Here is a 22,163-nt window from a genome sequence, read left to right on the forward strand (position 1 = left end):
TGGCCGTCATGCTGAAAATCCTGCTGATCAACGACACCTCGAAAAAGCTCGGGCGCCTGCGCACGGCCTTGAGCGAAGCCGGTTTCGAGGTGGTCGACGAATCCGGCCTGACCATCGACCTGCCCGCGCGGGTCGAGGCGGTGCGCCCGGATGTGCTGCTGATCGACACCGACTCCCCCAGCCGTGACGTGCTCGAACAGGTGGTGCTGCTGAGCCGCGATCAACCGCGACCGATCGTCATGTTTACCGACGAACACGACCCCGCCGTGATGCGCCAGGCGATCAAGGCCGGGGTCAGCGCCTATATCGTCGAAGGCATCCAGTCCCAGCGCCTGCAGCCGATCATGGACGTGGCCATGGCCCGCTTCGAAAGCGACCAGCATCTGCGCGCGCAGTTGCAGGCCCGCGACCAGCAGATCGCCGAACGCAAGCGCATCGAGATGGCCAAGGGGCTGCTGATGAAGATGAAGGGCTGCGACGAGGCCGCCGCCCATACCCTGATGCGCCGCCAGGCCATGAGCAAACAGCAGAAGCTGATCCAGGTCGCCGAGCAGGTGATCGCCATGAGCGAACTGCTCGAGTGACATGCACCGCAACGCAGCACAGCCGCGCCAACGGGCTGCGTTGTGGGGCACGGGCCTTTTCCCCTCGACTCGCCCGCACGCCACGGGCAACGCCCTGCAAAGGCCGCGCTTGAGCGCTGAATGAACTCAAACTGAAAGCTGGCACATATAGTGCTGAGGCAATACCCGGTAGCCAACGGCGGCTGCCCCACTCCGACAAAGACGTCGCAATCCCCTTCGTGCAAACGAACCGGGATGCGGCGTTTTTGCGTTTTTAGCGTCGGTAAACGGGGGCAGGCGGCCGGTGAACATCACCCGTGCGCAGGTTCCGAGCCTTCGTTGAACCCTTTGGCAGATGAGGTGTTAGATGCACAACAGTTTCTGGAAAGCCGGCCATACACCGACCCTGTTCGCGGCGTTTCTGTATTTCGACCTGAGCTTCATGGTCTGGTACCTGCTGGGGCCACTGGCGGTGCAGATCGCCACCGACCTGCAATTGACCACCCAACAGCGTGGCTTCATGGTAGCCACGCCGATCCTGGCCGGTGCCATCCTGCGCTTTATCATGGGCATGCTCGCCGACCAGCTGTCACCGAAAACCGCCGGCATCATCGGCCAGGTGATTGTCATCGTGGCCCTGCTGGCAGCCTGGCAACTGGGCGTGCACAGCTATGAACAAACCCTGCTGCTGGGTGTGTGCCTGGGCATGGCCGGGGCCTCCTTCGCCGTCGCCCTGCCCCTGGCGTCGCAGTGGTATCCGCCGCAGCACCAGGGCAAGGCCATGGGCATCGCCGGCGCCGGCAACTCGGGCACCGTGATCGCCGCCCTGGCGGCACCGCTGCTGGCCGCCGCCTTTGGTTGGGTCAACGTGTTCGGCCTGGCCCTGATTCCCCTGGTGTTGACCCTGGTACTGTTCAGCCTGATGGCGCGCAACGCGCCCAACCGCGCCAAGGCCAAATCCATGGCCGACTACCTGAACGCCCTCGGCGACCGTGACAGCTGGTGGTTCATGTTTTTCTACAGCGTCACCTTCGGCGGTTTTATCGGCCTGGCCAGCGCCCTGCCCGGTTACTTCCATGACCAGTACGGCCTCAACCCGCAAACCGCCGGTTATTACACCGCCGCCTGCGTGTTCGCCGGCAGCCTGATGCGTCCGTTGGGCGGCGCCCTGGCGGATCGTTTCGGCGGGATTCGGGCCCTGCTCGGCACCTACGCCATCGCCACCCTGTGCATCGGCGTGGTGGGCTTCCACCTGTCCAGCTCGGTGGCGGCCCTGGCGCTGTTCGTCATTGCCATGCTCGGCCTCGGCGCGGGCAACGGTGCAGTGTTCCAACTGGTGCCGCAGCGCTTTACCAGGGAAATCGGCGTGATGACCGGCCTGGTCGGCATGGCCGGCGGTATCGGCGGTTTTCTACTTACGGCAGGGCTGGGAGCGATCAAGCAGAGTACCGGTGACTACCAGCTCGCCCTGTGGTTGTTCGCCAGCCTGGGGCTGATCGCCTGGTTCGGCCTGTACGGGGTCAAGCGCCGCTGGAGAACCACCTGGGGTTCGGCGGCCTTTTCCGCCGCCCGGGTCTGAGCCAGGACCATGGGTCTGCAACTCAGCTACGCCGAGGCCAGCGCCAGCGGCCCCCGGGAGCAGAACCAGGATGCGACGCGCCTGGTGATCCCGGTAGCCGCCCTGGCCGCCAGCAAGGGTTATCTGTTCGCCCTGGCCGACGGTGTCAGCCAGTGCGCCGACGGCGGCCTGGCCGCGCGCTCGACCTTGCAGGCCCTGGCGCTGGATTATTACGCCACGCCGCCGACCTGGGGCGTGTCGCAAGCCCTGGACCGGCTGCTGCTGGCGCAGAATCGCTGGCTGCATGCCCATGGCGGGCAGTCACCGCTGTTGACCACCCTCAGTGCGCTGGTGCTGCGCGGGCGTTCATTCACCCTCGCGCATATCGGTGATTGCCGGGTCTATCGCTGGTTTGCCGGACAGTTGCAACGCATCAGCGAGGATCACGTCTGGGACCAGGCCGGCATGCAGCATGTGCTGAAACGGGCGCTGGGCCTGGAACAGCATCTGGTGGTCGACTACCTGGAAGGCGAGCTGCGCCAGGACGAACAGTTCCTGATCCTCAGTGACGGGGTCTGGGCCACCCTCAGCGACGCGTCGATCGTCGATATCCTGCAGCGCGACCTGCCGCTGGAACAGGCGACCCTGGCCCTGGTCGAGGCCGCGCATCGGTCCGGCAGCCAGGACAATGCCAGTGCCGTACTGGTGCGCATCGATGAACTGGCCGACACCGATCTCGACGATCTGCTTGGGCAAGCCGAGCAATGGCCACTGCCACCGACACTGAAACCGGGGCAGTGGTTCGAGGGCTGGCAGGTCGAGGGTCTGTTGAAACAGAGCCGTCAGTCGCTGCTGTACCGGGTCCACGATGCACAGCAGCAACCCTGGCTGCTGAAGACCCTGCCAGTGCAACGCCAGGACGACACGGCCGCGGTCCAGAGCCTGCTGCTGGAGGAATGGTTCCTGCGGCGCATGACGGGCCGCCACTTCCCCGAAGTGCATCCCGCCGAGCAGCGTCAACACCTGTATTACCTGATGCGCGAATACCCGGGGATAACTCTCGCCGAACACTTCGACGCCCACGGCCAACTGGGTCTCAACCAGGGGCTGGAGTTGGCGTTACGACTGCTGCGGGCAGTGGGCCTGCTACACCGGCGCAATCTCCTGCACCGTGATATCAAGCCGGAAAACCTGTTGCTGGGGACCGACGGCGAGCTGCGGGTGCTGGACTTCGGACTGGCCTACTGCCCCGGCCTGAACCGCCAGCGCGATGCCGAGTTGCCCGGCACCCCCAGCTATATCGCCCCGGAAGCCTACGGCGGTGCGCCACCGAGTGCGGCGCAGGATCTGTATAGCGTCGGCGTCAGCCTGTATTACCTGCTGACCGGGCACTATCCCTATGGCGAAATCGAAGCCTTCCAACGTCCCCGGTTCGGCTCGCCGGTGCCGGCCAGTCGTTATCGTCCGGACCTGCCCGACTGGCTCGAACACAGCCTCGGCAAAGCCCTGGCCAGCGACCCGGCCCAGCGCTACGAAACCGCCGAAGAATGGCTGCTGGCATTGCAACAGGCCGAACACTTGCCGGCACCGCGCCCCCGTCCATTGCTGGAGCGCGAGCCAATCAAGGTCTGGCGCACCCTGGCCCTTGGCTCCCTGCTGTTGAATCTGATCCTGCTGGCCTGGCGACTGCACGGCTGAAGCGAACCTCTCCTGGAGAACTGAATATGCACGGCAAAGTCTGGTTGGTGGGCGCCGGCCCCGGTGACCCGGAGCTCTTGACCCTCAAGGCGGCGCGCGTCCTGCGGGGCGCCCAGGTGGTGATGGTCGATGACCTGGTCAATCGCGCCGTGCTCGAACATTGCCCCGACGCCCGGGTGATTGCCGTGGGCAAGCGCGGCGGCTGCCGCTCGACGCCGCAGGCCTTTATCCATCGGCTAATGCTGCGTTACGCCCGCCAGGGCAAATCGGTGGTCCGCCTCAAGGGCGGCGACCCGTGCATCTTCGGCCGCGCCAGTGAAGAAGCCGACTGGCTGCAAGCCCGCGGGATCGAGGTCGAAGTGGTCAATGGCATCACCGCCGGGTTGGCTGGCGCCACCCACTTCGGCATCCCGCTGACCTTGCGCGGCGTGGCCCGCGGCGTGAGTTTCGTCACCGCCCACACCCAGGACGACAGCCCTCTGGACTGGACCGCCCTGGCGCAAAGCGGCACAACATTGGTGGTGTATATGGGCGTGGCCAAGCTGGCGGAAATACGCGGCAGCCTGATCGCCGCCGGACTCGCCACCCGCACCCCGGTGGCACTGATCGAAAACGCCTCGCTGCCCCAGCAACGGGAGTGCCGCAGCGACCTGGCGCATATGCACGAGGATGCCCTGGCGTTCGAACTCAAGAGCCCGGCGATCCTGGTGATCGGCGAGGTGGCGGCCTGCGCGTCAAGCCAGGTTCAAGCCGCCCGCTCGTCCCCGGGGCTGCGTTCGAAGTAGCGTTTGTACTCGCGACTGAACTGCGAGGAGCTCTGATACCCGACCCGATGGGCGACCTGCGCCACGCCCAGGCCGTCGGCCAGCAACAATTGTTGCGCCTTGAGCAGGCGCAGGCGCTTGAGGTATTGCACCGGCGACAGCAGGGTGACGCGCTTGAAATGCTCGTGAAAGGTCGACAGGCTCATATTCGCGCAACTGGCCAGGGTCTCGACGTTCAAGGGCTCGGTGTAATGGGCATGCAAAAGACCCAGGGACGCCGCGATCCGGGAAAAATGCCCCTGCTGCTCCACCAGCGCACGCAGCACTTCCGACTGCGGCCCGCGCAAGGCGGCGAACAACAACTCGCGCACCCGCGCCTCACCCATGACACGACACTCCAGCGGGTCCCGCAGGCAACGCAGCAAGCGTTCGACGCAACCGCGCATGCTGTCATCCAGCACCACCGAGGCCATGGATTCCGGGGTCTGGGCCGCCGCCGGGCTGTCATGGTTGAAGCCCATGGCCAAGACCAGCTCCCCCAGCACCGCCCGGTCGATAGCAACGGAAATCCCCAGCAGGGGCGCGCCATCACTGCCGGCAAAGGTCTCGCACTCGAAGGGCACCGAAAGGGCCTGGATCAGATAGTGTCCGGCGCCATATTCCAGGGTCCGCACCCCCAGGTAGGCCAGCTTGCTGCCCTGGACAATGATCATCAGGCTCGGCTCGTAGATCTGCGGACCACGGGCCACATCACAGCCGACGCGCAACACCTGCACGCCCGGCAACAGGGTCGGGACGAAGCCGTCACGAGTGGCCAGGGGCTCGATCAGCGCAACCAGGGGGGCATTGGCGTCCAGATGACGGGTCAACTGCATGGCAAAAACTTCACGGAAAAAGGGATGGGAACATCTTCGCAGGTCCGGGGACACAGGCGAATGGCGAAATCGCGATACCGGAGGAATAGGCAAGACACGCGGAGGAATCGCCATGGCCGTGTCCAGCTTCGACGCCGACAATGCATCGCCTCAACCGTCACAGCTTTGCGAGGCTCCTCATGTACACCGCCATCGGTTATGCCGCCCAGTCGCCAACCACGCCCCTCGCCCCCATGTCCTTCCAGCGTCGCTCGCCGCGACCTGACGATGTCGCCATCGAGATCCTCTACTGCGGCGTCTGTCACTCCGATATCCACCAGGCCCGCAACGAGTGGGGCATTGCCGTCTACCCGTTGATGCCCGGCCATGAAATCGTCGGCAAGGTCACCGCCGTCGGCGCCAACGTTACCCGGCACAAGGTCGGCGACCTGGTGGGCGTCGGCTGCATGGTCGACTCCTGCCGTCATTGCGAAGCCTGCTCCGCCGATCTGGAGCAATACTGCCTGGAAGGCCCGACCATGACCTACGCCACCCCGGATCGGGTCGATGGCAGCAACACCATGGGCGGTTACTCCGACAGCATCGTGGTCAGCGAACACTTCGTTGTGCGCATTCCGGAAAAACTCGACCTGGCCAGCGCCGCGCCGATTCTCTGCGCCGGCATCACCACCTACTCGCCGCTCAAGCACTATGGCGTCAAGCCGGGGGACAAGGTCGGGATTCTCGGCATGGGCGGCCTGGGCCATATGGGCATCAAGTTCGCCAAGGCCATGGGCGCTGAAGTCACCCTGTTCACCCGTTCGGCGAGCAAGGCCGAGGAAGGTCGTCGCCAGGGTGCCGATCATGTGATCGTGTCCACCGACGCCGAGCAGATGGCCGCCGCCGCGGGCCGCTTCAACTTCTTGCTCGATACCATCCCGGTGCAGCACGACCTCAACCCCTACCTCGACACCCTGGCCTTCGACGGCGTGCATATCCTGGTGGGCCTGATCGAGCCGGTGGACCCGGCGTTGCATGCCGCCAAGCTGGTGCTCAAGCGCCGGGTACTGGCCGGTTCGCTGATCGGTGGCATTGCCGAAACCCAGGAAGTCCTGGATTTCTGCGCCGAGCACGGCATCACCTGCGACATCGAGATGCTCGACATCCGCCAGATCAACGAAGCCTACAGCCGCATGATCGCCGGTGACGTGAAGTACCGTTTCGTGATCGACATGGCGACCCTCAAGGCCTGATCAAGGCTGCGCGCGCCACGGCAGGAGCCGGCAACCCGGCTCCTGCTCCCACCACCGGGCCTGCATCCACGCAACGGCCCCATGCTATATTCGCGTCCCTTTCCGACCCACAGAAGGAATGCCGACGTGAACAAGAAGACCGGCATCAGAGCCCAGCAAGCCGACCAGACCCGCGCGCGTATTCTCAAGGCGGCGGTGAAGGTGTTCACCCGCGACGGTTATTCCGGCGGCCGGGTCGAAAGCATCTCCCGCGAGGCCGAATCCAACGACCGCATGCTCTACTACTACTTCGGCAGCAAGGAACGCCTGTTCATTTGCGTGCTGGAACATATCTACGAGCAGTTCAACAAAGCCGAAAGCAAGCTCAAGCTGAACCTCGAGGAACCGCTGCAAGCCTTGCAGGACCTGGTGGCCTTCGTCTGGACCTACTACGTCAAGCACCCCGAATTCGTCGCCATCCTGAGCATCGAGAACCTGCACAAGGGGCGGCATGCGCAGCAGTCGGGTGAATTGCGCCGGCTTTCCGGTGAAGCGGTGGGCGTGCTGCGCCCGATCATCGAGGCCGGTCAGGCCAAGGGCATCTTTCGCCAGGACCTGGATATCAAGCACGTGTACCTGATGATCGCCTCGCTCTGTTATTTCTATAACTCCAACCAGCACACCCTGAGCTCGTTCCTGGGGGAACCGCTGGCGGAGAAACGCCAGCAGCAGGACTGGCTGGCGTTTATCAGTGATCTGGTGGTGCGTGGGGTGCTGCGCCTGCCTTAAATTCTGCAAACCCCGCGGACCTTTAGGAGCCTGGCTTGCCAGCGAAGCTTTTAGCGGTCTTGAGGGCCTCTTCGCCGGCAAGCCAGGCTCCTACAGGGTTGTGGTGCTACAACGAATAGCGTTCATCAGTGAGTACCAGGATTCGCTCGAACATGGGCCACGGTCTTTTCCAAGCCCTGCCACGGCGGCGCCTCGCCGGCAAACCGACTGCGCAGATACGCCGCCAACTCCGCCACCTGGGTATCCGACAGGCTGTCCTTGAATCCCGGCATATAACCCAGGTCCCGGGTCGCCGGATTCTGGATACCCTGCAGGATCACCTTGAGCAGATTGTCCGGCACATCGCTGTGCACATTGCTGTTGGTCGCCAGTGATGGGCTGACTCCAAACAACTTCGGCCCCAGCCCATCGGCGTGGCAACCCTGGCAGGAACCTTCGAACAGGCGCTGACCGTTACTCAGTGACAACTTCACCTCAGGCACCACCTTCTGCGCAGCGGCCACCGGCCGGGTCGCCTTCTCCACCACCTGCGCTTCGGCCTGCGCCCCATTGAGCGACGCCAGGTACACCGCCATCGCCCGCACATCCTCTTTCGGCAATTTCGCCAACTCGGTGACCACCGGCCCCATCGGCCCCGTCGCCACGCCATGGGCATCGGAGTAACCGGTGCTCAGGTAGCTGAACAACTGATCCTCGGTCCACGGCGTCGGCGCCTTCGACAAACCGTTCAACGCCGGCGACTCCCAACCATCGACCATCGCCCCGGACAGAAACGCTGCCCCGCCCTTCTCCGCACCCAGAAGATTGCGCGGTGAATGACAAGCCGCGCAGTGCCCCAATCCGTTGACCAGATAAGCCCCACGATTCCATTGCTCGCTACGCTGCGGCTGCACCTGGATTTCCCCCTTGCGCAGGAACAGGGCATTCCAGCCGGCCATCAACGGCCGCTGGTTGAACGGAAAACCCATTGCATTGGCCTTGGCCGCCTGGCTGACCGGCGCCTGGGACATCAGGTAGGCATACAGCGCCTGCATATCGGCATCGTTGATATTGCGAAACGCCGTATAGGGAAACGCCGGATACAGATTGCGCCCGTCACGACCGATGCCGTCACGCATCGCCCGCTCGAAGGCCGGATACGACCAACTGCCGATGCCGGTCTTCACATCCGGGGTGATATTGCTGCTGTACAGCGTGCCGAACGGCGTCTCCATCGCCAGCCCGCCGGCGTTGGTTACACCACCCGGCGCCGTGTGGCACACCGCGCAATCGCCGACCGCCGCCAGCAAGCGCCCACGCTCAAGGGTCGCCGTCGACCAGGTCCCGGCACTGGGCGGTGCGATAGGCGCGATTTCCCCATGCCAGGGCCAGGCCGTGGCGGCCATGCCGAGCAGCGCGCCGAAGGCCGCGAACAACGAGCCGAACAACCATTTCGAACGTTTCTCCGGCGACTTCGGCGGATCCCCGGCGGTGCCGGCATTGAGCGCCTGCAACACCCGCTCGGGGGTAATCGGCAGTTCGCGAAAACGAATCCCGGTGGCATCGAAGATCGCATTGGCAATCGCCGCCGCGCTCGGCACCGAGGCCGATTCGCCGGCGCCCATGGGCGGCTCGCTCTGGCGCGGCATCATCAGCACATCGATCTGCGGCACCTCGGGAAAGGTCAGGATCGGATAACCGCCCCACTCCTTGCTCGTCACCGTCGACTCTTCAAAGGTCACCCGCTCCTTGAGCACCCGGCTGGTGGACTGGATCACATTGCCGTGAATCTGGTGCCGCACGCCGTCGGGGTTGATCATCATCCCCGAATCATGGCCGATCACCACCCGGGTGACCGAGACATCGCCGGTCTGCCGGTCCACCGCCACATCCGCGACCCAGGCCGCCCAGGCCGCGCCGAAGCCGGGAAACTTGCTGTGGATATAACGCGCATAGGCAAAGCCGCGACCGCGCAGCAGATGGTCTTCGTTCGGCGTTTGCATCGGCGCGGTGCGCGGGGTCCAGGCGGCCCGTTCGGCGGTGGATTTCACCAGGTCCACGGCCCGCTGGTCCGGCAGGTAACGCAGGCGATATTCCACCGGATCGACCCCGGCGGCGAAGGCCAGCTCGTCGATATAGGACTCATGGGCAAAGGTGTTGGGCAAGGCCGACACCCCGCGCATCCACGACGCCCGGACAATCGGCGACATGTCGTTGATGCTGACCCGCATATGCTCATAGGCATAAGGCGGGATCGAAGTGCGGTCGCCCATTTCGAACATTGCCGCCACCGGCTCGACCCGCCCGGTCAGCAGCAAGGCCAGGGTCGGTGCGCCATTGGACGGGTAGCTGGTCTCGAAGTCGTAGGCCCCCACGCTGCCATCGGCATTCAGGCCGCCATCGATGTCCATCAATTGCGCCGTGCCCTTGGGTTCCCAGGCGTGTTCCTGGTCACGGGTCAATTGCACCCGTACCGGCTTGCCCACGGCGCGGGACAGCAACAGGGCGTCGGCACAGACGTCATCGGCGCAGTTGCGGCCGTAACAGCCAGAAGCCTCCATGCGGATGATCTCGATACGTTCTTCCGGGTACTCCAGCAGCCAGGCGAGGTCGGCCCGCAACAGGTGCGGATTCTGGCTGCCGGACCAGACCCGGATGCCCTCCTCGTGATAATCCGCCAGGCCACAGGACGGGCCGATGGAAGCATGCATCTGATAGGGCCAGAGGTAGGTGCGCGGCATGCGCTGGCTGGCGCCGGCGAGGGCCGCATCGACATTGCCCTGGTCCAGCACCGTACGCTTGATCCTTGGGTTGTCGCGGATCGCCTGCTCGACATCGCTCAGGTCCGGCAGCTTCTGCGTCCAGTCCTTCCAGCGTACCCGCAGTTCCCGCGCCGCCTTCGCCGCCTGTTCTTCGCGCAACGCAACCACCCCGATAAAGTCGCGGATCACCACCACCGCGACGATCCCGGGGATATGGGCGATGGATGACTCATCGACCTCCAGCAGGCTGTTGCCGACAAAGTCGCCGCAATCGAAACCGGCATAAGGCGGGCGCACGACCCGACCATGGAGCATGTCCGGCACGCGCATGTCATGGACATAGATCAGCTCGCCAGTGGCCTTGGCCGGAATATCCACCCGCGCCGTGCCCTTGCCCACCAGCCGATAGTCTTCGGCCGGCTTGAGCGGTGCGTTGCCGCTGATACGCAACTGGTCGTGCTCTCCCGCCACCAGTTCGCTGTAGCCCAGGGCCCGGCCATCCGGCGCCTTGACGATACCGCGTTCGACCCGCAGCGCCGCCACGTTCAGCGACCAGCGCCCGGCAGCCCGTTCCAGCAGGAAGCGCCGGGCTTCGGCCGCGGCGTTGCGCAGGGGAATCGCGGAGATCTGCAAGGTCGCGCTGGCAATGGTTGCGCCCTGGTTCGGCGCGCGCTCGGTGTCGCCGAGCACCATGCACACCTGCTCCACCTCCAGGTCCAGCTCCTCGGCGACGATCTGCGCCAGGGAGGTGCGAATACCGGTGCCCAGGTCCACATGGCCGTTGAAGGCATAGACGAGGCCATCGTCGTTGACCGCGATAAACAGCCCCAGCTCCTTGGGCAAGACCCGCGGCGTGCCGCCTTTGGCCACCGGCCCCGAGGGCGGCAGGATATCGTCGACGATCAGCAGCACGCCGGTCTTGGCCAGCCATTGGTCGCGGGTGGGGATGGCGTCGCTCATGGTCGTCGATCCTGGTTCAAGGCAATGGACGGGCGGCACGCAGCACCGCGCGAAGAATTTCGATATGGGTGCCGCAACGACAGAGATTGGCCGACAGTTCCTGGCGGATCTGCGCTTCGCTGGGGTGCGGGATACGGTCGAGCAAGGCCTTGGCGGTCATGATCATGCCGTTCAGGCAATAGCCGCACTGGGCGGCCTGCTCGTCGATAAAGGCCTGTTGCACCGGGTGTGGCGCCTCACGGCTGCCGAGGCCTTCGAGTGTGACGATCTGCCGGTCCACGGCGCCGGCCAGGGGAAACACACAGGAGCGCGCGGCCACGCCGTCGACGATCACCGTGCAGGCGCCGCACTCCCCCAGGCCGCAGCCGTACTTGGGGCCGTTGAGCCGCAGGTCGTTGCGCAGCACCAGCAACAGCGGGGTATCGGCCATGGCCGTGACGGAGTGTCGTTGGCCGTTGACCTCAAGGGCTACCGTGATTTCCTGCATCGTCATGGAATGCGCTCGCTTCATTTGATGAAGTGACCACTACATGAAAAGGGCGCAGGCTGAGAACGATGTCTCCTGACGACACACTTTTTTCGATGAAGTGGTTACCACATGAAGAGAGAGCAAGAAGAGTGCCAGCCGGACTTTCAGGCGTCCGACCATGGCATTGGAGAAACACAAAACCTGTGGGAGCGGAGCTTGCCCGCGAAAGGGGGACACCGCGGTTCTTCAGCTAGACCGCGTCATCGTTCTTCGCGGGCAAGCTCCGCTCCCACACAGGCCCGCATCCAGAAAGGGTTACTCGTCGCGGTCGTCGATCATCTTGCGCAGCAGGAACAGCACCGCGACCTGTTCGGCGGGATTGAGGTTGCTCATGGTCAGTTCGCTGATCTTCGCCGCGCAGGGCACGGTCTGCTGCACCAGCCGGCTGCCGGCCTCGGACAAACCGACAATGACCTTGCGCCGGTCTTCCGGGTCCGGCTCCAGGGTGATCAACTCACGGGCCCTGAGCCGCTCGACGATGCCGCGAATGGTCGCCTGGTCCACGGCGGTGGCCTTGACCAGTTCGGTCAGGGAGCTGGGGCCGTGATCGCGCACCGCGCACAGGGTGACGAACTGCACCGCGGTGAGCTGCGAATCGCCGACATTCTGCTGGAAGATCGCCATATGCCGCTGGTAGGCCTTGCGCAGCAGGTGACCGACTTGTTCGGAAAACACATAAGGGTTGGAATCAGGAGTATCCGGCACGGCAGGCTCGAAAAGGCGAGGGAGAATGGGCTGGCATGATGGACAGGTTGGGGGGCAGACTCAAGCATGAGGTTGCCCGGCCCGGCCTCTTCGCGGCGGTGCGGCGATCCGACAAGCTCCGCTCCCACAGTACCGCGTCATACCTATCAGTATCGGTAGACACCCGAACTGTGGGAGCGGAGCTTGCCCGCGAAGGGGCCCGCAAGACCACCAAAAGTCTCACTGACAGCCCCTTCACCCCAGACTCAGCGCGCCCGCGACGCCTCCGGCGCCACCACATCACCGCCGATCACCACCGCCTGGTCATCCAGGTATACATCGCAATGGCGCAGCGGAATGTCCATATGGCACGGCGTCTTGCGCGTCCCGCCGACCTCGGTATTCGGCCCGGTGGAGAACAGGAAGTTGCCATAGAACGCCCGGGCATCCATGCACATGCCGTCGTTCTTGTCGTGCAACCCCATTGCCGTCCACTGCGCCCGTGGCTGCAGGCCCCAGCCGATATGGGAGATGCCATACACCTCGGGATCATTGAAATACTTCATGTAGTCGCGCAGGTACCCGGCCTCGAAACCACCGTGGATCGAGGTGATAAAACCCTTCTCGACCTCCAGGGTGATCTTCTCCCGGGTATAGGTCTTGAACGGCAGCAGGATATCGCCGACATCCAGTACCAGCACGCCCTCGGCGGTTTCTTCGTTCGGCCAGGAGAACAGAAAGCCGCTCGGCCAGTGATCCCAACGCCCCGGCTCATCGGCGAAACCATACTCGGTCACCGACGGATACTGCCCCAGCGCCGCGCGGAAATCGCTGCCGGCGCGGGAGGTCACATGGATCGAACGGGCCTTCTTCAACAGCTCTTCCGCCGCCAGCACCCGCACCTTGTCGGCCTCGGTCGGCAGCATCCGCGCCAGCACTTCCGGCGGCTCCACCGCCAGCAGGATGCGCGTGCCGGTCTTGAGGATCTGCTCCTGTTCCGGCGAGTGCAGCAGCATCATGGTGTCGACGATCAGATCCGCCGCTTCCAGCGCCCGCTGCGCGGCGATATTACCGGTCAGCGCGGTGTCGCCACAGTAGGCGGTCATATCGTTGCCCATGGCCGTCGGGTGGTTGAACGACGGCAATTCCACCGCGTACACCTTGGCCCCCAGGCGCTGCGCCGCCTCCATCGCCGAACGCACGGTGCGCGGATCGGAGTAATGACTCTTGAGCACCGCGACACTCTGGGTCGAGTCGACTTTCGACAGCTTCAACACGTGTTCAAACATCTGCGTCAGTTCGCAATCACTTACCGGCATTTTCCTCTCTCCTCTTCGCTCGCGCTGCACCAAGTCGAGGCGCGACGCTTCAGTCTAGTGCGTTTTTATAGCGTATACGCCATTTAGCATCGATAAGACCTGAATTCACAGCGCTCTGCAAGCAGTAGACCAAAACGTTACAAACTCACACATACCCAACAAAACAAGGTTACTTAGCGTTACCAGAGGCTAAAACAGGTAAAAATTTAATTTTTACAGAGGCGCTAGTCTTTTTAAAAAAAGAGCGTATACACTTTAAAAACCCGGTGGCCGAATCCGCCACCCCACACTCGGAACGAGGAGCAAGCCCCATGGCAAGCACGCAAAAAATCGCCATCGTCGGCGCGGGCCTGGGTGGCGCCGCCGCCGCCACGCTGTTGCAACAAGCTGGATTCGACGTGTCGATCTACGAGCAGGCCCCGGAGTTTTCCCGCCTGGGCGCCGGGATCCACATGGGTCCGAATATCATGAAGATCTTCCGCCGCATGGGCATCGAGCAGCAGCTCGACCAGATGGGCTCGCACCCGGATCACTGGTTCAGTCGCGATGGCATGAGCGGTGACTATCTGTCGCGCATTCCCCTGGGCGAGTTCGCTCGCAAGGAATACGGCGCCTCCTATGTCACCGTGCACCGTGGCGACCTGCATGCCTTGCAGATGTCGACGATCAAGCCCGGCACCCTGCACTTCAACAAGCGCCTGGAGAAGATCGAAGACACCGGCGACCAGGTGCGCCTGAGCTTCACCGACGGCACCACGGCCAGCGCCGATATCGTTATCGGCGCCGATGGCATCAACTCGAAGATCCGCGAAGAACTGCTCGGCCACGAAGCACCGCTGTACAGCGGCTGGGTCGCCCACCGCGCGCTGATCACCCGCGACAAGCTGGCCCGCTACGACCTCAACTTCGAGGACTGCATCAAGTGGTGGAGCGAGGACCGGCACATGATGGTCTACTACACCACCGGCAAACGCGATGAGTACTACTACGTCACCGGCGTGCCACACCCGGAGCTGGACTTCGAAGGCCCGTTTGTCGACAGCAGCCGCGAAGAGATGTTCGAAGCCTTCCAGGGTTACCACCCCACCGTGCAGGCGCTGATCGAATCCACCGACACCGTGACCAAATGGCCGTTGCGCAATCGCAATCCGCTGCCGCTGTGGAGCCGTGGTCGCCTGGTGCTGCTGGGCGATGCCTGCCACCCGATGAAACCGCATATGGCCCAGGGCGCCGGCATGGCCATCGAAGACGCCGCCATGCTCACCCGCTGCCTGCAGGAAACCGGCCTCGGCGACCACCGTACCGCCTTCGAACTCTATGAAGCCAACCGCAAGGAGCGCGCCTCGCGGGTCCAGGCGGTCTCCAACGCCAACACCTGGCTGCGCACCCAGGAAGATCCGGCCTGGGTCTACGGTTACGACCTCTACGCCCAGGTGCTGAAATCGGGGGTGGCGGCGTGAGCACTTTCGTCCACGGCGGCAACGTCCAGGCCAACGGTATCCGCCAGCACTACCTGCGGTATGGCGGCACGGGCCCGGCGCTGATCCTGATCCCCGGCATCACCAGCCCGGCGATCACCTGGGGCTTCGTTGCCGAACGCTTCGGCCGGCACTTCGATACCTATGTGCTGGATGTCCGCGGCCGCGGCCTGTCTTCCAGCGGTCCGGAACTGGACTACAGCGCCGAGACCTGCGCGAGCGATATCGCCGCCTTTGCCGCCGCCCTGGGCCTGGACACCTACCATCTGGTCGGCCACTCCATGGGCGCGCGCTTTGCCGTGCGCAGTGCCGTGCTCAGCCCCGCCGGGGTCAAGAGCCTGGTGCTGATCGACCCGCCGGTGTCCGGTCCGGGTCGTCGCGAGTACCCGAGCAAGCTGCCCTGGTACGTCGACTCGATCCGCCAGTCGCTGATCGGGATGGACGCCGAGGCGATGCGTGCCTTCTGCGCCACCTGGACCCAGGAGCAACTGCAACTGCGCGCCGAATGGCTGCACACCTGCTACGAACCGGCCATCGTCAGGGCGTTCAACGACTTCCATACGGTGGACTTCCACCAGGACCTGCCTCGGCTCACGGCCCCCGCCCTGCTGTTGGTGGCCGGTCGCGGCGGCGTGATCCTGCCGGAGGACGAAGCCGAAATCCGCGCGCTGCAACCGGGCATCCAGGTCGCCCACGTGGCCAATGCCGGCCACATGATTCCCTGGGACGACCTGGACGGTTTCTTCGCCGCCTTCGGTGACTTCCTCGGCGTGAGCCTGACTTGAACCTGAACCTGTGGGAGCCTTGAGATGAGCGAACAAAGCGCCAATGACAATTACCAGGGCGTCTGGGGCCAGCGGATCGGCTTCGGCCGGAAACCGGCCCTGCTGATGATCGATTTCATGCAGGGCTACACCACCGAGGGCGCGCCACTGTTCGCCCCCGGCGTGGTCAGCGCCGTGGCCGAAAGCGTCGAGCTGCTGGACTGCGCGCGGCAGCATGGAATTACGGTGGTGCACACCAATATTCGCTACCATCCGGGGCATTTCGCCGATGGCGGCATCTGGGTGCGCAAGGCGCCGGTGATGAAGGACATGGTCGAAGGCAATCCGCTCGCGGCCTTCTGCGAAGCGGTGTTGCCGCTGCCGTCGGAAGTGGTCATCAGCAAGCAATACGCCAGTGCGTTTTTCGGCACCAGCCTGGCCTCGCAGTTGCACGCCCAGGGCATCGACACCGTGGTGCTGGCCGGTTGCTCCACCAGCGGCTGCATCCGAGCGACGGCGGTGGATGCCGTGCAGCACGGGTTCAGGACCATCGTGGTACGTGAATGCGTGGGTGACCGCCATCCGGCGCCCCATGAAGCGAATCTGTTCGACATCGACAGCAAGTACGGCGATGTCGTCAGCAAACAGGAAGCGATCTCGAAGTTCCAGGGAGCTTGACCGCAGAACCGTGCCACAGAGCATGGTCGCGTAAAAAACTGAGCGTCGCCTCCGTGCGGAGCGTGACGCCCAGTCTTCTGACACTGCCTTTGGAAGCCGCCTTTACCGCGCTCCAGAGTGCTGGAAAAAGCGGCTGTAATAAAAACCATAAGTCACCGCCAGGAGACAACCAATGCCCATTGCGAATGCAACATCAGCGACCTCGGTCGCCGACCCGACCCAAGCGCTTTACCACAAGATCACCTGGAAACTGATCCCGTTCCTGTGTTTCTGCTACCTGGCCGCGTACCTCGACCGGATCAATATCGGCTTCGCCAAACTGCAGATGCTCGACCAGCTGCACTTCAGCGAAACCGCCTTCGGCCTCGGTGCCGGGCTGTTCTTCGTCGGTTATATCCTCTTCGAAGTACCGAGCAACCTGGTACTGGAAAAGGTCGGGGCGAAAATCTGGATCGCGCGGATCATGATCACCTGGGGCCTGCTCTCGGCCTGCACCATGCTGGTCACCTCGACCACCCAGTTCTACATCCTGCGTTTCCTCCTCGGCGCCGCCGAAGCCGGCTTCCTGCCGGGCGTGCTGTTCTACCTGACCACCTGGTTCCCGACCCATCGACGCGGGCGGATCATCGCCCTGTTCATGATCGGCCTGCCGCTCTCCAGCGTTATCGGCGGACCGCTGTCGGGCTGGGTCATGGGCCACTTCGACCAGGTCAACGGACTGCGCGGCTGGCAATGGCTGTTCCTGATCGAAGCCGTGCCCAGCGTGCTGCTCGGCATCCTGACCTTCTGGGCATTGCCGAACCACTTCCGCCAGGCCAAATGGCTCAATGAAGAGGAAAAGGCCGTCCTCGAAAGCGAACTGAAAAACGACGAGGCCAGCAGCCCCGACAGCAAGCAGCACTTTCGCGACGGTTTCTTCAACCTCAAGGTCTGGATGCTCGGCGGTATCGACTTCTCGATCCTGCTCAGCGCCTACGCCATGGGCTTCTGGATGCCGACTTTCATCCGCAATGCGGGGATCACCGACACCTTCCATATCGGTGTACTGACCGCCCTGCCAAGTGTCGCCGCCCTGCTCGGCATGCTGCTGATCGGCGCCAGTTCCGACAAGCATCGCGAACGCCGCTGGCACATCATCGTGCCGTTTTTCGTCGGTGCCGTCGCCATGGCCACCAGCACCTTCTTCACCCATAACGTGGTGGCGACGGTGGCCCTGTTCGCCATTGCCTCGGCGGCGATCATCGGCGCGGTGCCGGTGTTCTTCAGCCTGCCGGCGACCTTCCTCAAGGGCACCGCGGCGGCCACCGGTTTTGCCCTGGCCTGCTCGCTGGCGAACATCGCCGGGCTGGTCAGCAACTCGCTGATGGGCGTGGCCATCGACCTGACCGGCAGCAGCGCCGGAGCCCTCTGGTTCTTCGCCGGCTGCCTGATCCTGAGCAGCTTCCTGGTGATCGCCCTGCCGGCAAAACTGGTCAATCGTTAAGTAACCACTTACCTGCCGGTGGCCTTTCCAGGCGTCGGCAGGCATGCTGGATTAGCGCAATACAACAACAACTCATTGGGGCACATCACCATGCAACGCTTTCTCAAGGGCTGCGCGCTGGCGCTGGCTGTCGGCCTGTCCGCCGGCTCGCTGCAAGCGGCTGAAAAAGTCATCATCGACACCGATTTCAATGTTCTCAACGACGACGGCCAGGCCTTTATCATGCTGGCGCAACTGCATGCGCAGAAGAAGATCGACCTACTGGGCATGACCCTGGTCAGCGGCAATGCCTGGGTCGACCAGGAACAGGTCGACGCGCTCAAGGCGGTGGAACGCATGGGGGTGGAAAAGGAGATCGGCGTCTACTCCGGCGCGGCCTATCCGCTGCTGCATGACTTCGCCACTTATCCACAGGAGCAGGCGATGTTCGGCGCCGGCTGGCCCGGGGCATTCAAGAACCCGCGGCCGACCTCGGCTTCGCAATTGGTCGCGCCGCCCGATGGCCTCGCGACCCATACCAAGCTGCGCAGCGAAACCGCGCCGCAGTTCATTATCGACAGCGTGCGCAAATACCCCCATGAAGTGACCTTGCTGGCCATCGGTCCGCTGACCAACCTGGCCCTGGCAATCCGCCAGGCGCCGGATATCGTGCCGCTGATCAAGCGCATCGTGTACATGGGCGGCGCCATCGAGATTCCCGGCAATACCACGCCGGCGGCGGAGTTCAACTGGTGGTTCGACCCGGAGGCGGCGAAGATAGTCCTGCGCTCGTCGATCGAACACGTGATCTTCCCCAACGATGTCTGCGAGAAAGTCACCTTCGATGCTTCTGTCTACAACCGGGTGATTGCGGCCAAGGGCGCGGTGCCGGAGTTGTACAAGAGCGTGTTCGGGCCAGAGTTCGCCAAGAACCCGGGCTATCACAGCTTTACCTGGGACAGCCTGCCGGCATTGTTCCTGGCCGAACCTGAGATCGTCACCGAGTCCCGTGATATGTGGATCGATGTCGACACCCATTTCGGTCCGGACTACGGCCGCGCGCTGGGCTACAAGAAGAGCCCGCCAGTGGGGACGCAGAAAGCCAAAATCGTGTTCGCGGTGGACCAGAAGAAATTCTGGAACGACTACGTCTCGCTGGTGACCTTGCCGACGCCGGTGAAAAAACCCTGAGGTCAGCGGCGCCAGATAGACCGCTATCGCCAGCAAGCCGGCTCCCACAGAAGAGCAACGGTGAACGCTCCATCGGAGTAGGCACAGACCTCTGTGGGAGCTGGCTTGCCAGCGATGACCGCGCAGCGGTCGCCATTCAGAACCGCACGTCAACCGTGTTCAGCACCCGCACAAACGCCCCGTTCAAGGTCGCGTTGTGATGCTCGACAATCGCCCTGGCCGACAACCCGGGTGTTTCCATGCAGGTATGGGCATCCCCCACCAGCACCGCCTCGAAACCCAGATCCCGCACCAGGCGGCTGGTGCTGTCGACGCAATACTGAGTCTTCATCCCGACGATCACCAGGCGCTGCACACCGGCATCATCCAACTGCTCGGCCAGCCCGGTATTGAAGAAACAACTGGGGCGCGTCTTGTCGACCAGACGATCCACCGCGGGATCCACCCGCAACTCCGGCACCAACTGCCAGGGCGCACTCCCCGCCGCAATCGGCGAGCCTTCAGGGCCGGTATGCCGGACCGCAAAAATCGGCGCACCGGCCTGCCGCGCCGCGCCAATCAGCTGATTGATATTCTCCAGCACCCGCTGCCCTTCCCAGGGCAGGTCGGGGCCGTGGAACAGCCCGACCTGCATATCGATGATCAACAGGGCCGAACGCTGTGCATTGTCTGTTTGCATGGGGTGTTTCTCCTTCCGTGTGATGCCAGCAAAGGCCCGGAAACCAAAAGGCCCCGTCCATTGCTGGCGGGGCCTGGGTTCGCTGCGTTTACCGACTCACGCACCAACCTCACGCCCGCCATAGGCGGTCGTGGTGGTCTCGGTGAGGTTCAACGGATTCCGGTTCATGGGCTCGATCATGCTACGGTCGGTTCGAACCTGGCAACCCCGTCATCGAAAAAGACAACAGCGCGCAGCCTCAGAAGCGCAACCGCCAGTGCCCGTTACGGCGCAGGTCGACCACGGATAAGGGCTCGATATCGATCGAATTGAAGGAGGTGGGCCCGGCCCCCAGCGCGTGCAGCAGTGCCGCGCGGATCACGAAGGGGTGGGTCACCACGATAAAATGCCCTTCCTCGCGAAAACCCTCGAGCCAGGTCCCGACCCGGGCACACAACGCCGCCACCGACTCACCCGCCGGCGGGACCTGCGTCGGGTCCGAGGTCCAGGCCGCGAGCAATTCTGGTTCGCTCTCGAGCAAATCCGTCAGCATGACACCCTGCCATTCGCCGACATCCAGGTCTCCCAGTTCCGGGACGATCTCGACCTCCGCCCCCAGGGCCTCGGCGGTCTGCCAGGCGCGGGTTTCCGGGGCACTGAGGATGCGCACCGGTTTCTTCAAACGCGCCGCCAGCTCGGCCGCCTTGAGCAAGCCCTTGGGCTCCACCGGTTCGTCCAGCGGAAAACGCCCCAGGCGCTGGGCCTCGGTGCGGGCGTGGCAAACAAAGCTCAAACGAATCGACATAAGGGTGTGTTCCGAAAGGCAGTCCGTGTCGTGGCTCAACATACCGGGAAGTCACTCAGCCGGGATTGCAAGTATCGCTCAAGCGAACAAAGGCTCAAATGCGACGTTCGGCTGCAGAGCGAGCTAGTATAGTCAGCTCACTTGATCCCACGAGGAACTGATCGATGCCTGTTGTCGTCCCGCTCAAGAAAACCCTCGGCGCCCTGCTCCTGCTGGTCGGCCTGGCCGGTGCGAACAGCGCCTTCGCCCATGCCCACCTGAAAAGCGAAACCCCGGCCAAGGATGCCACCGTCAGCGCCCCGGCCGAATTGCGCCTGGTGTTCAGCGAAGGGGTTGAAGCCAAGTTCACCAAAGTCGAACTCAGCAGCGCCGATAAAGCGGTCACGCTGAAAAGCATCGCCACCGATCCGTCCGACAAGAAAACCCTGATCGTTACCCCTGCGGCTCCTCTCCCGCCTGGCCAGTACAAGGTCGTGTGGCACGCAGTGTCGGTCGACACTCACAAGAGCGAAGGCAACTACAGCTTCACGGTGGGCAACTGAGTCTATGCAGAACGCCATGGTCCTGTGCCGCTTCCTGCATTTCGCCGTGGTGTTGTCGTTGTTCGGGGCCTGCCTGTTCAGGCCCTGGCTGATCGGCAGCGCGGCCAGCCCGGCACTCGACCGGGGGCTGCTCGAAATCAAGCGCTGGCTGGCGCTGCTGGGGTTGCTCAGCGCCGGCGGCTGGTTGCTGCTGACCACCGCCACTATGACCGGCGACTGGGCCGACGCCCTGAATCCCGCCACCCTGCAGTTGGTCCTGGGCAAGACCTTTTTCGGTCAGGTCTGGAGCTGGCACCTGGGCTTGTCCCTGTTGCTGGTGATCAGCCTGTTGGCCAACGCCCGCCCGGCCATCAACCTGCTGCTCGGTTTCCTGCTGCTGGCGACCCTCGCCCCGGTCGGCCACGGCGCCATGCTCGACGGCCTCGACGGTCGCTTGCTGATGCTCAACCAGTTCATCCACCTGAGCGGGGTCGGTGCCTGGGTCGGCGGCTTGATGTTGCTCGCCCTGATGCTGAGCAAGCCGGCGGAACATGACATCAAGCGGGTCCTGCGACGGTTCGGCGACCTCGGTTACCTGCTGGTCGCCGTGATTATCGCCACAGGTCTGATCAATGTGCGGGTACTCACCGGAGCCCTCTGGCCGACGCCACTGTTCAGCGGCTTCGCCCTGATCCTGCTGATCAAGGTGCTGATGGTCGCGCTGATGCTGGGATTGGCCCTGTTCAACCGGGTGATGAGCCCTGGCGGGCGTTTCAGCGTCTTGCGCACCAGTGTGACGGTCGAATGGCTGCTCGGCCTGGGGGCGATTCTCGCGGTATCGCTGCTGGGCACTTTGCCGCCGATGCTGATGGACTGAGCCCCCCCCGGGCTGGCTGGCGAACAGCGTAAACCCGT

General features: G+C 63.7%; 20 protein-coding genes. 13 read left to right on the plus strand and 7 right to left on the minus strand.

Annotation, left to right across the window (positions count from 1 at the left end; genetic code table 11):
- Positions 1 to 8: 8 nt before the first annotated feature.
- The 4 genes from M5C01_RS01695 to cobA all read left to right on the plus strand — a co-directional run bounded on the left by M5C01_RS01695 (position 9) and on the right by cobA (position 4,604).
- On the plus strand, positions 9 to 584 hold the full coding sequence (locus tag M5C01_RS01695) for an ANTAR domain-containing protein (RefSeq protein ID WP_152737097.1): 576 nt from the start codon (positions 9 to 11) through the stop codon (positions 582 to 584).
- Between the two features lie 346 nt (positions 585 to 930).
- Positions 931 to 2,142, plus strand: coding sequence for a nitrate/nitrite transporter (locus M5C01_RS01700; protein WP_152737098.1), 1,212 nt, complete (start codon positions 931 to 933; stop codon positions 2,140 to 2,142).
- Positions 2,143 to 2,151: 9 nt separating this feature from the next.
- Positions 2,152 to 3,819, plus strand: a complete 1,668-nt coding sequence (locus tag M5C01_RS01705) for a bifunctional protein-serine/threonine kinase/phosphatase (RefSeq protein ID WP_152737099.1) — start codon at positions 2,152 to 2,154, stop codon at positions 3,817 to 3,819.
- Between the two features lie 26 nt (positions 3,820 to 3,845).
- Complete coding sequence (gene cobA, locus M5C01_RS01710; protein WP_152737100.1) at positions 3,846 to 4,604, plus strand: uroporphyrinogen-III C-methyltransferase; 759 nt, start codon at positions 3,846 to 3,848, stop codon at positions 4,602 to 4,604.
- On the opposite strand, the gene M5C01_RS01715 is transcribed toward cobA, so the two are convergent.
- Positions 4,565 to 5,458 (minus strand): AraC family transcriptional regulator, encoded by an 894-nt coding sequence (locus M5C01_RS01715; RefSeq protein WP_103499672.1) that lies wholly within the window; start codon positions 5,456 to 5,458, stop codon positions 4,565 to 4,567. The two genes, cobA and M5C01_RS01715, sit on opposite strands and share 40 nt — an antisense overlap.
- Before the next feature lie 179 nt (positions 5,459 to 5,637).
- Between M5C01_RS01715 and M5C01_RS01720 the strand changes: the two genes are divergently transcribed.
- Both M5C01_RS01720 and M5C01_RS01725 read left to right on the plus strand, forming a co-directional pair.
- On the plus strand, positions 5,638 to 6,690 hold the full coding sequence (locus M5C01_RS01720; RefSeq protein ID WP_152737101.1) for an NAD(P)-dependent alcohol dehydrogenase: 1,053 nt from the start codon (positions 5,638 to 5,640) through the stop codon (positions 6,688 to 6,690).
- 126 nt (positions 6,691 to 6,816) lie between these two features.
- Positions 6,817 to 7,458 carry a TetR/AcrR family transcriptional regulator gene (locus tag M5C01_RS01725; RefSeq protein ID WP_248745693.1) on the plus strand — a complete coding sequence of 214 codons (642 nt, stop codon included), beginning with the start codon at positions 6,817 to 6,819 and terminating at the stop codon, positions 7,456 to 7,458.
- A 125-nt stretch (positions 7,459 to 7,583) separates the two neighbouring features.
- Here the strand turns inward: M5C01_RS01725 and M5C01_RS01730 are convergent, their stop codons facing one another.
- The 4 genes from M5C01_RS01730 to M5C01_RS01745 form a co-directional block, all read right to left on the minus strand.
- Positions 7,584 to 11,159: a molybdopterin cofactor-binding domain-containing protein gene (locus M5C01_RS01730; RefSeq protein ID WP_152737102.1), complete on the minus strand. Its 3,576-nt coding sequence runs from the start codon at positions 11,157 to 11,159 to the stop codon at positions 7,584 to 7,586.
- 16 nt (positions 11,160 to 11,175) lie between these two features.
- Complete coding sequence (locus M5C01_RS01735) at positions 11,176 to 11,652, minus strand: (2Fe-2S)-binding protein (protein WP_152737103.1); 477 nt, start codon at positions 11,650 to 11,652, stop codon at positions 11,176 to 11,178.
- A gap of 291 nt (positions 11,653 to 11,943) precedes the next feature.
- On the minus strand, positions 11,944 to 12,393 hold the full coding sequence (locus M5C01_RS01740; RefSeq protein ID WP_100940725.1) for a MarR family winged helix-turn-helix transcriptional regulator: 450 nt from the start codon (positions 12,391 to 12,393) through the stop codon (positions 11,944 to 11,946).
- Positions 12,394 to 12,638: 245 nt separating this feature from the next.
- Entirely contained in the window at positions 12,639 to 13,691 is a 1,053-nt protein-coding gene (locus M5C01_RS01745) for a 2,5-dihydroxypyridine 5,6-dioxygenase (RefSeq protein ID WP_152737104.1), read from the minus strand.
- 311 nt (positions 13,692 to 14,002) lie between these two features.
- Here M5C01_RS01745 and M5C01_RS01750 point away from each other — a divergent pair, with 311 nt between their 5' ends.
- From M5C01_RS01750 to M5C01_RS01770, 5 genes are all read left to right on the plus strand, one after another.
- Positions 14,003 to 15,151, plus strand: a complete 1,149-nt coding sequence (locus M5C01_RS01750) for an FAD-dependent monooxygenase (RefSeq protein WP_103498260.1) — start codon at positions 14,003 to 14,005, stop codon at positions 15,149 to 15,151.
- On the plus strand, positions 15,148 to 15,954 hold the full coding sequence (locus M5C01_RS01755) for an alpha/beta hydrolase (protein WP_178129735.1): 807 nt from the start codon (positions 15,148 to 15,150) through the stop codon (positions 15,952 to 15,954). The genes M5C01_RS01750 and M5C01_RS01755 overlap by 4 nt, the downstream gene beginning before the upstream one ends.
- Before the next feature lie 24 nt (positions 15,955 to 15,978).
- Positions 15,979 to 16,611 carry an N-carbamoylsarcosine amidohydrolase gene (locus M5C01_RS01760; protein ID WP_152737106.1) on the plus strand — a complete coding sequence of 211 codons (633 nt, stop codon included), beginning with the start codon at positions 15,979 to 15,981 and terminating at the stop codon, positions 16,609 to 16,611.
- Positions 16,612 to 16,783: 172 nt separating this feature from the next.
- Positions 16,784 to 18,094, plus strand: coding sequence for an MFS transporter (locus M5C01_RS01765; protein ID WP_103498257.1), 1,311 nt, complete (start codon positions 16,784 to 16,786; stop codon positions 18,092 to 18,094).
- Between the two features lie 90 nt (positions 18,095 to 18,184).
- Positions 18,185 to 19,264, plus strand: a complete 1,080-nt coding sequence (locus M5C01_RS01770; protein ID WP_152737107.1) for a nucleoside hydrolase — start codon at positions 18,185 to 18,187, stop codon at positions 19,262 to 19,264.
- A gap of 136 nt (positions 19,265 to 19,400) precedes the next feature.
- Here the strand turns inward: M5C01_RS01770 and M5C01_RS01775 are convergent, their stop codons facing one another.
- Positions 19,401 to 19,943, minus strand: coding sequence for a cysteine hydrolase family protein (locus tag M5C01_RS01775; protein WP_152737108.1), 543 nt, complete (start codon positions 19,941 to 19,943; stop codon positions 19,401 to 19,403).
- A gap of 238 nt (positions 19,944 to 20,181) precedes the next feature.
- Complete coding sequence (locus M5C01_RS01780) at positions 20,182 to 20,727, minus strand: histidine phosphatase family protein (protein ID WP_152737109.1); 546 nt, start codon at positions 20,725 to 20,727, stop codon at positions 20,182 to 20,184.
- Positions 20,728 to 20,891: 164 nt separating this feature from the next.
- On the opposite strand from M5C01_RS01780, the gene copC reads away from it, so the two are divergent.
- Together copC and copD are read left to right on the plus strand one after the other, a co-directional pair.
- Positions 20,892 to 21,269, plus strand: coding sequence for a copper homeostasis periplasmic binding protein CopC (gene copC, locus M5C01_RS01785; RefSeq protein WP_103498254.1), 378 nt, complete (start codon positions 20,892 to 20,894; stop codon positions 21,267 to 21,269).
- 4 nt (positions 21,270 to 21,273) lie between these two features.
- Positions 21,274 to 22,125, plus strand: a complete 852-nt coding sequence (gene copD, locus M5C01_RS01790) for a copper homeostasis membrane protein CopD (protein WP_152737110.1) — start codon at positions 21,274 to 21,276, stop codon at positions 22,123 to 22,125.
- Positions 22,126 to 22,163 lie beyond the last annotated feature (38 nt).

The organism is Pseudomonas sp. MWU12-2319, from assembly GCF_023242525.1.
In the GTDB taxonomy this organism is placed as follows: Bacteria; Pseudomonadota; Gammaproteobacteria; order Pseudomonadales; family Pseudomonadaceae; genus Aquipseudomonas; species Aquipseudomonas gingeri_D.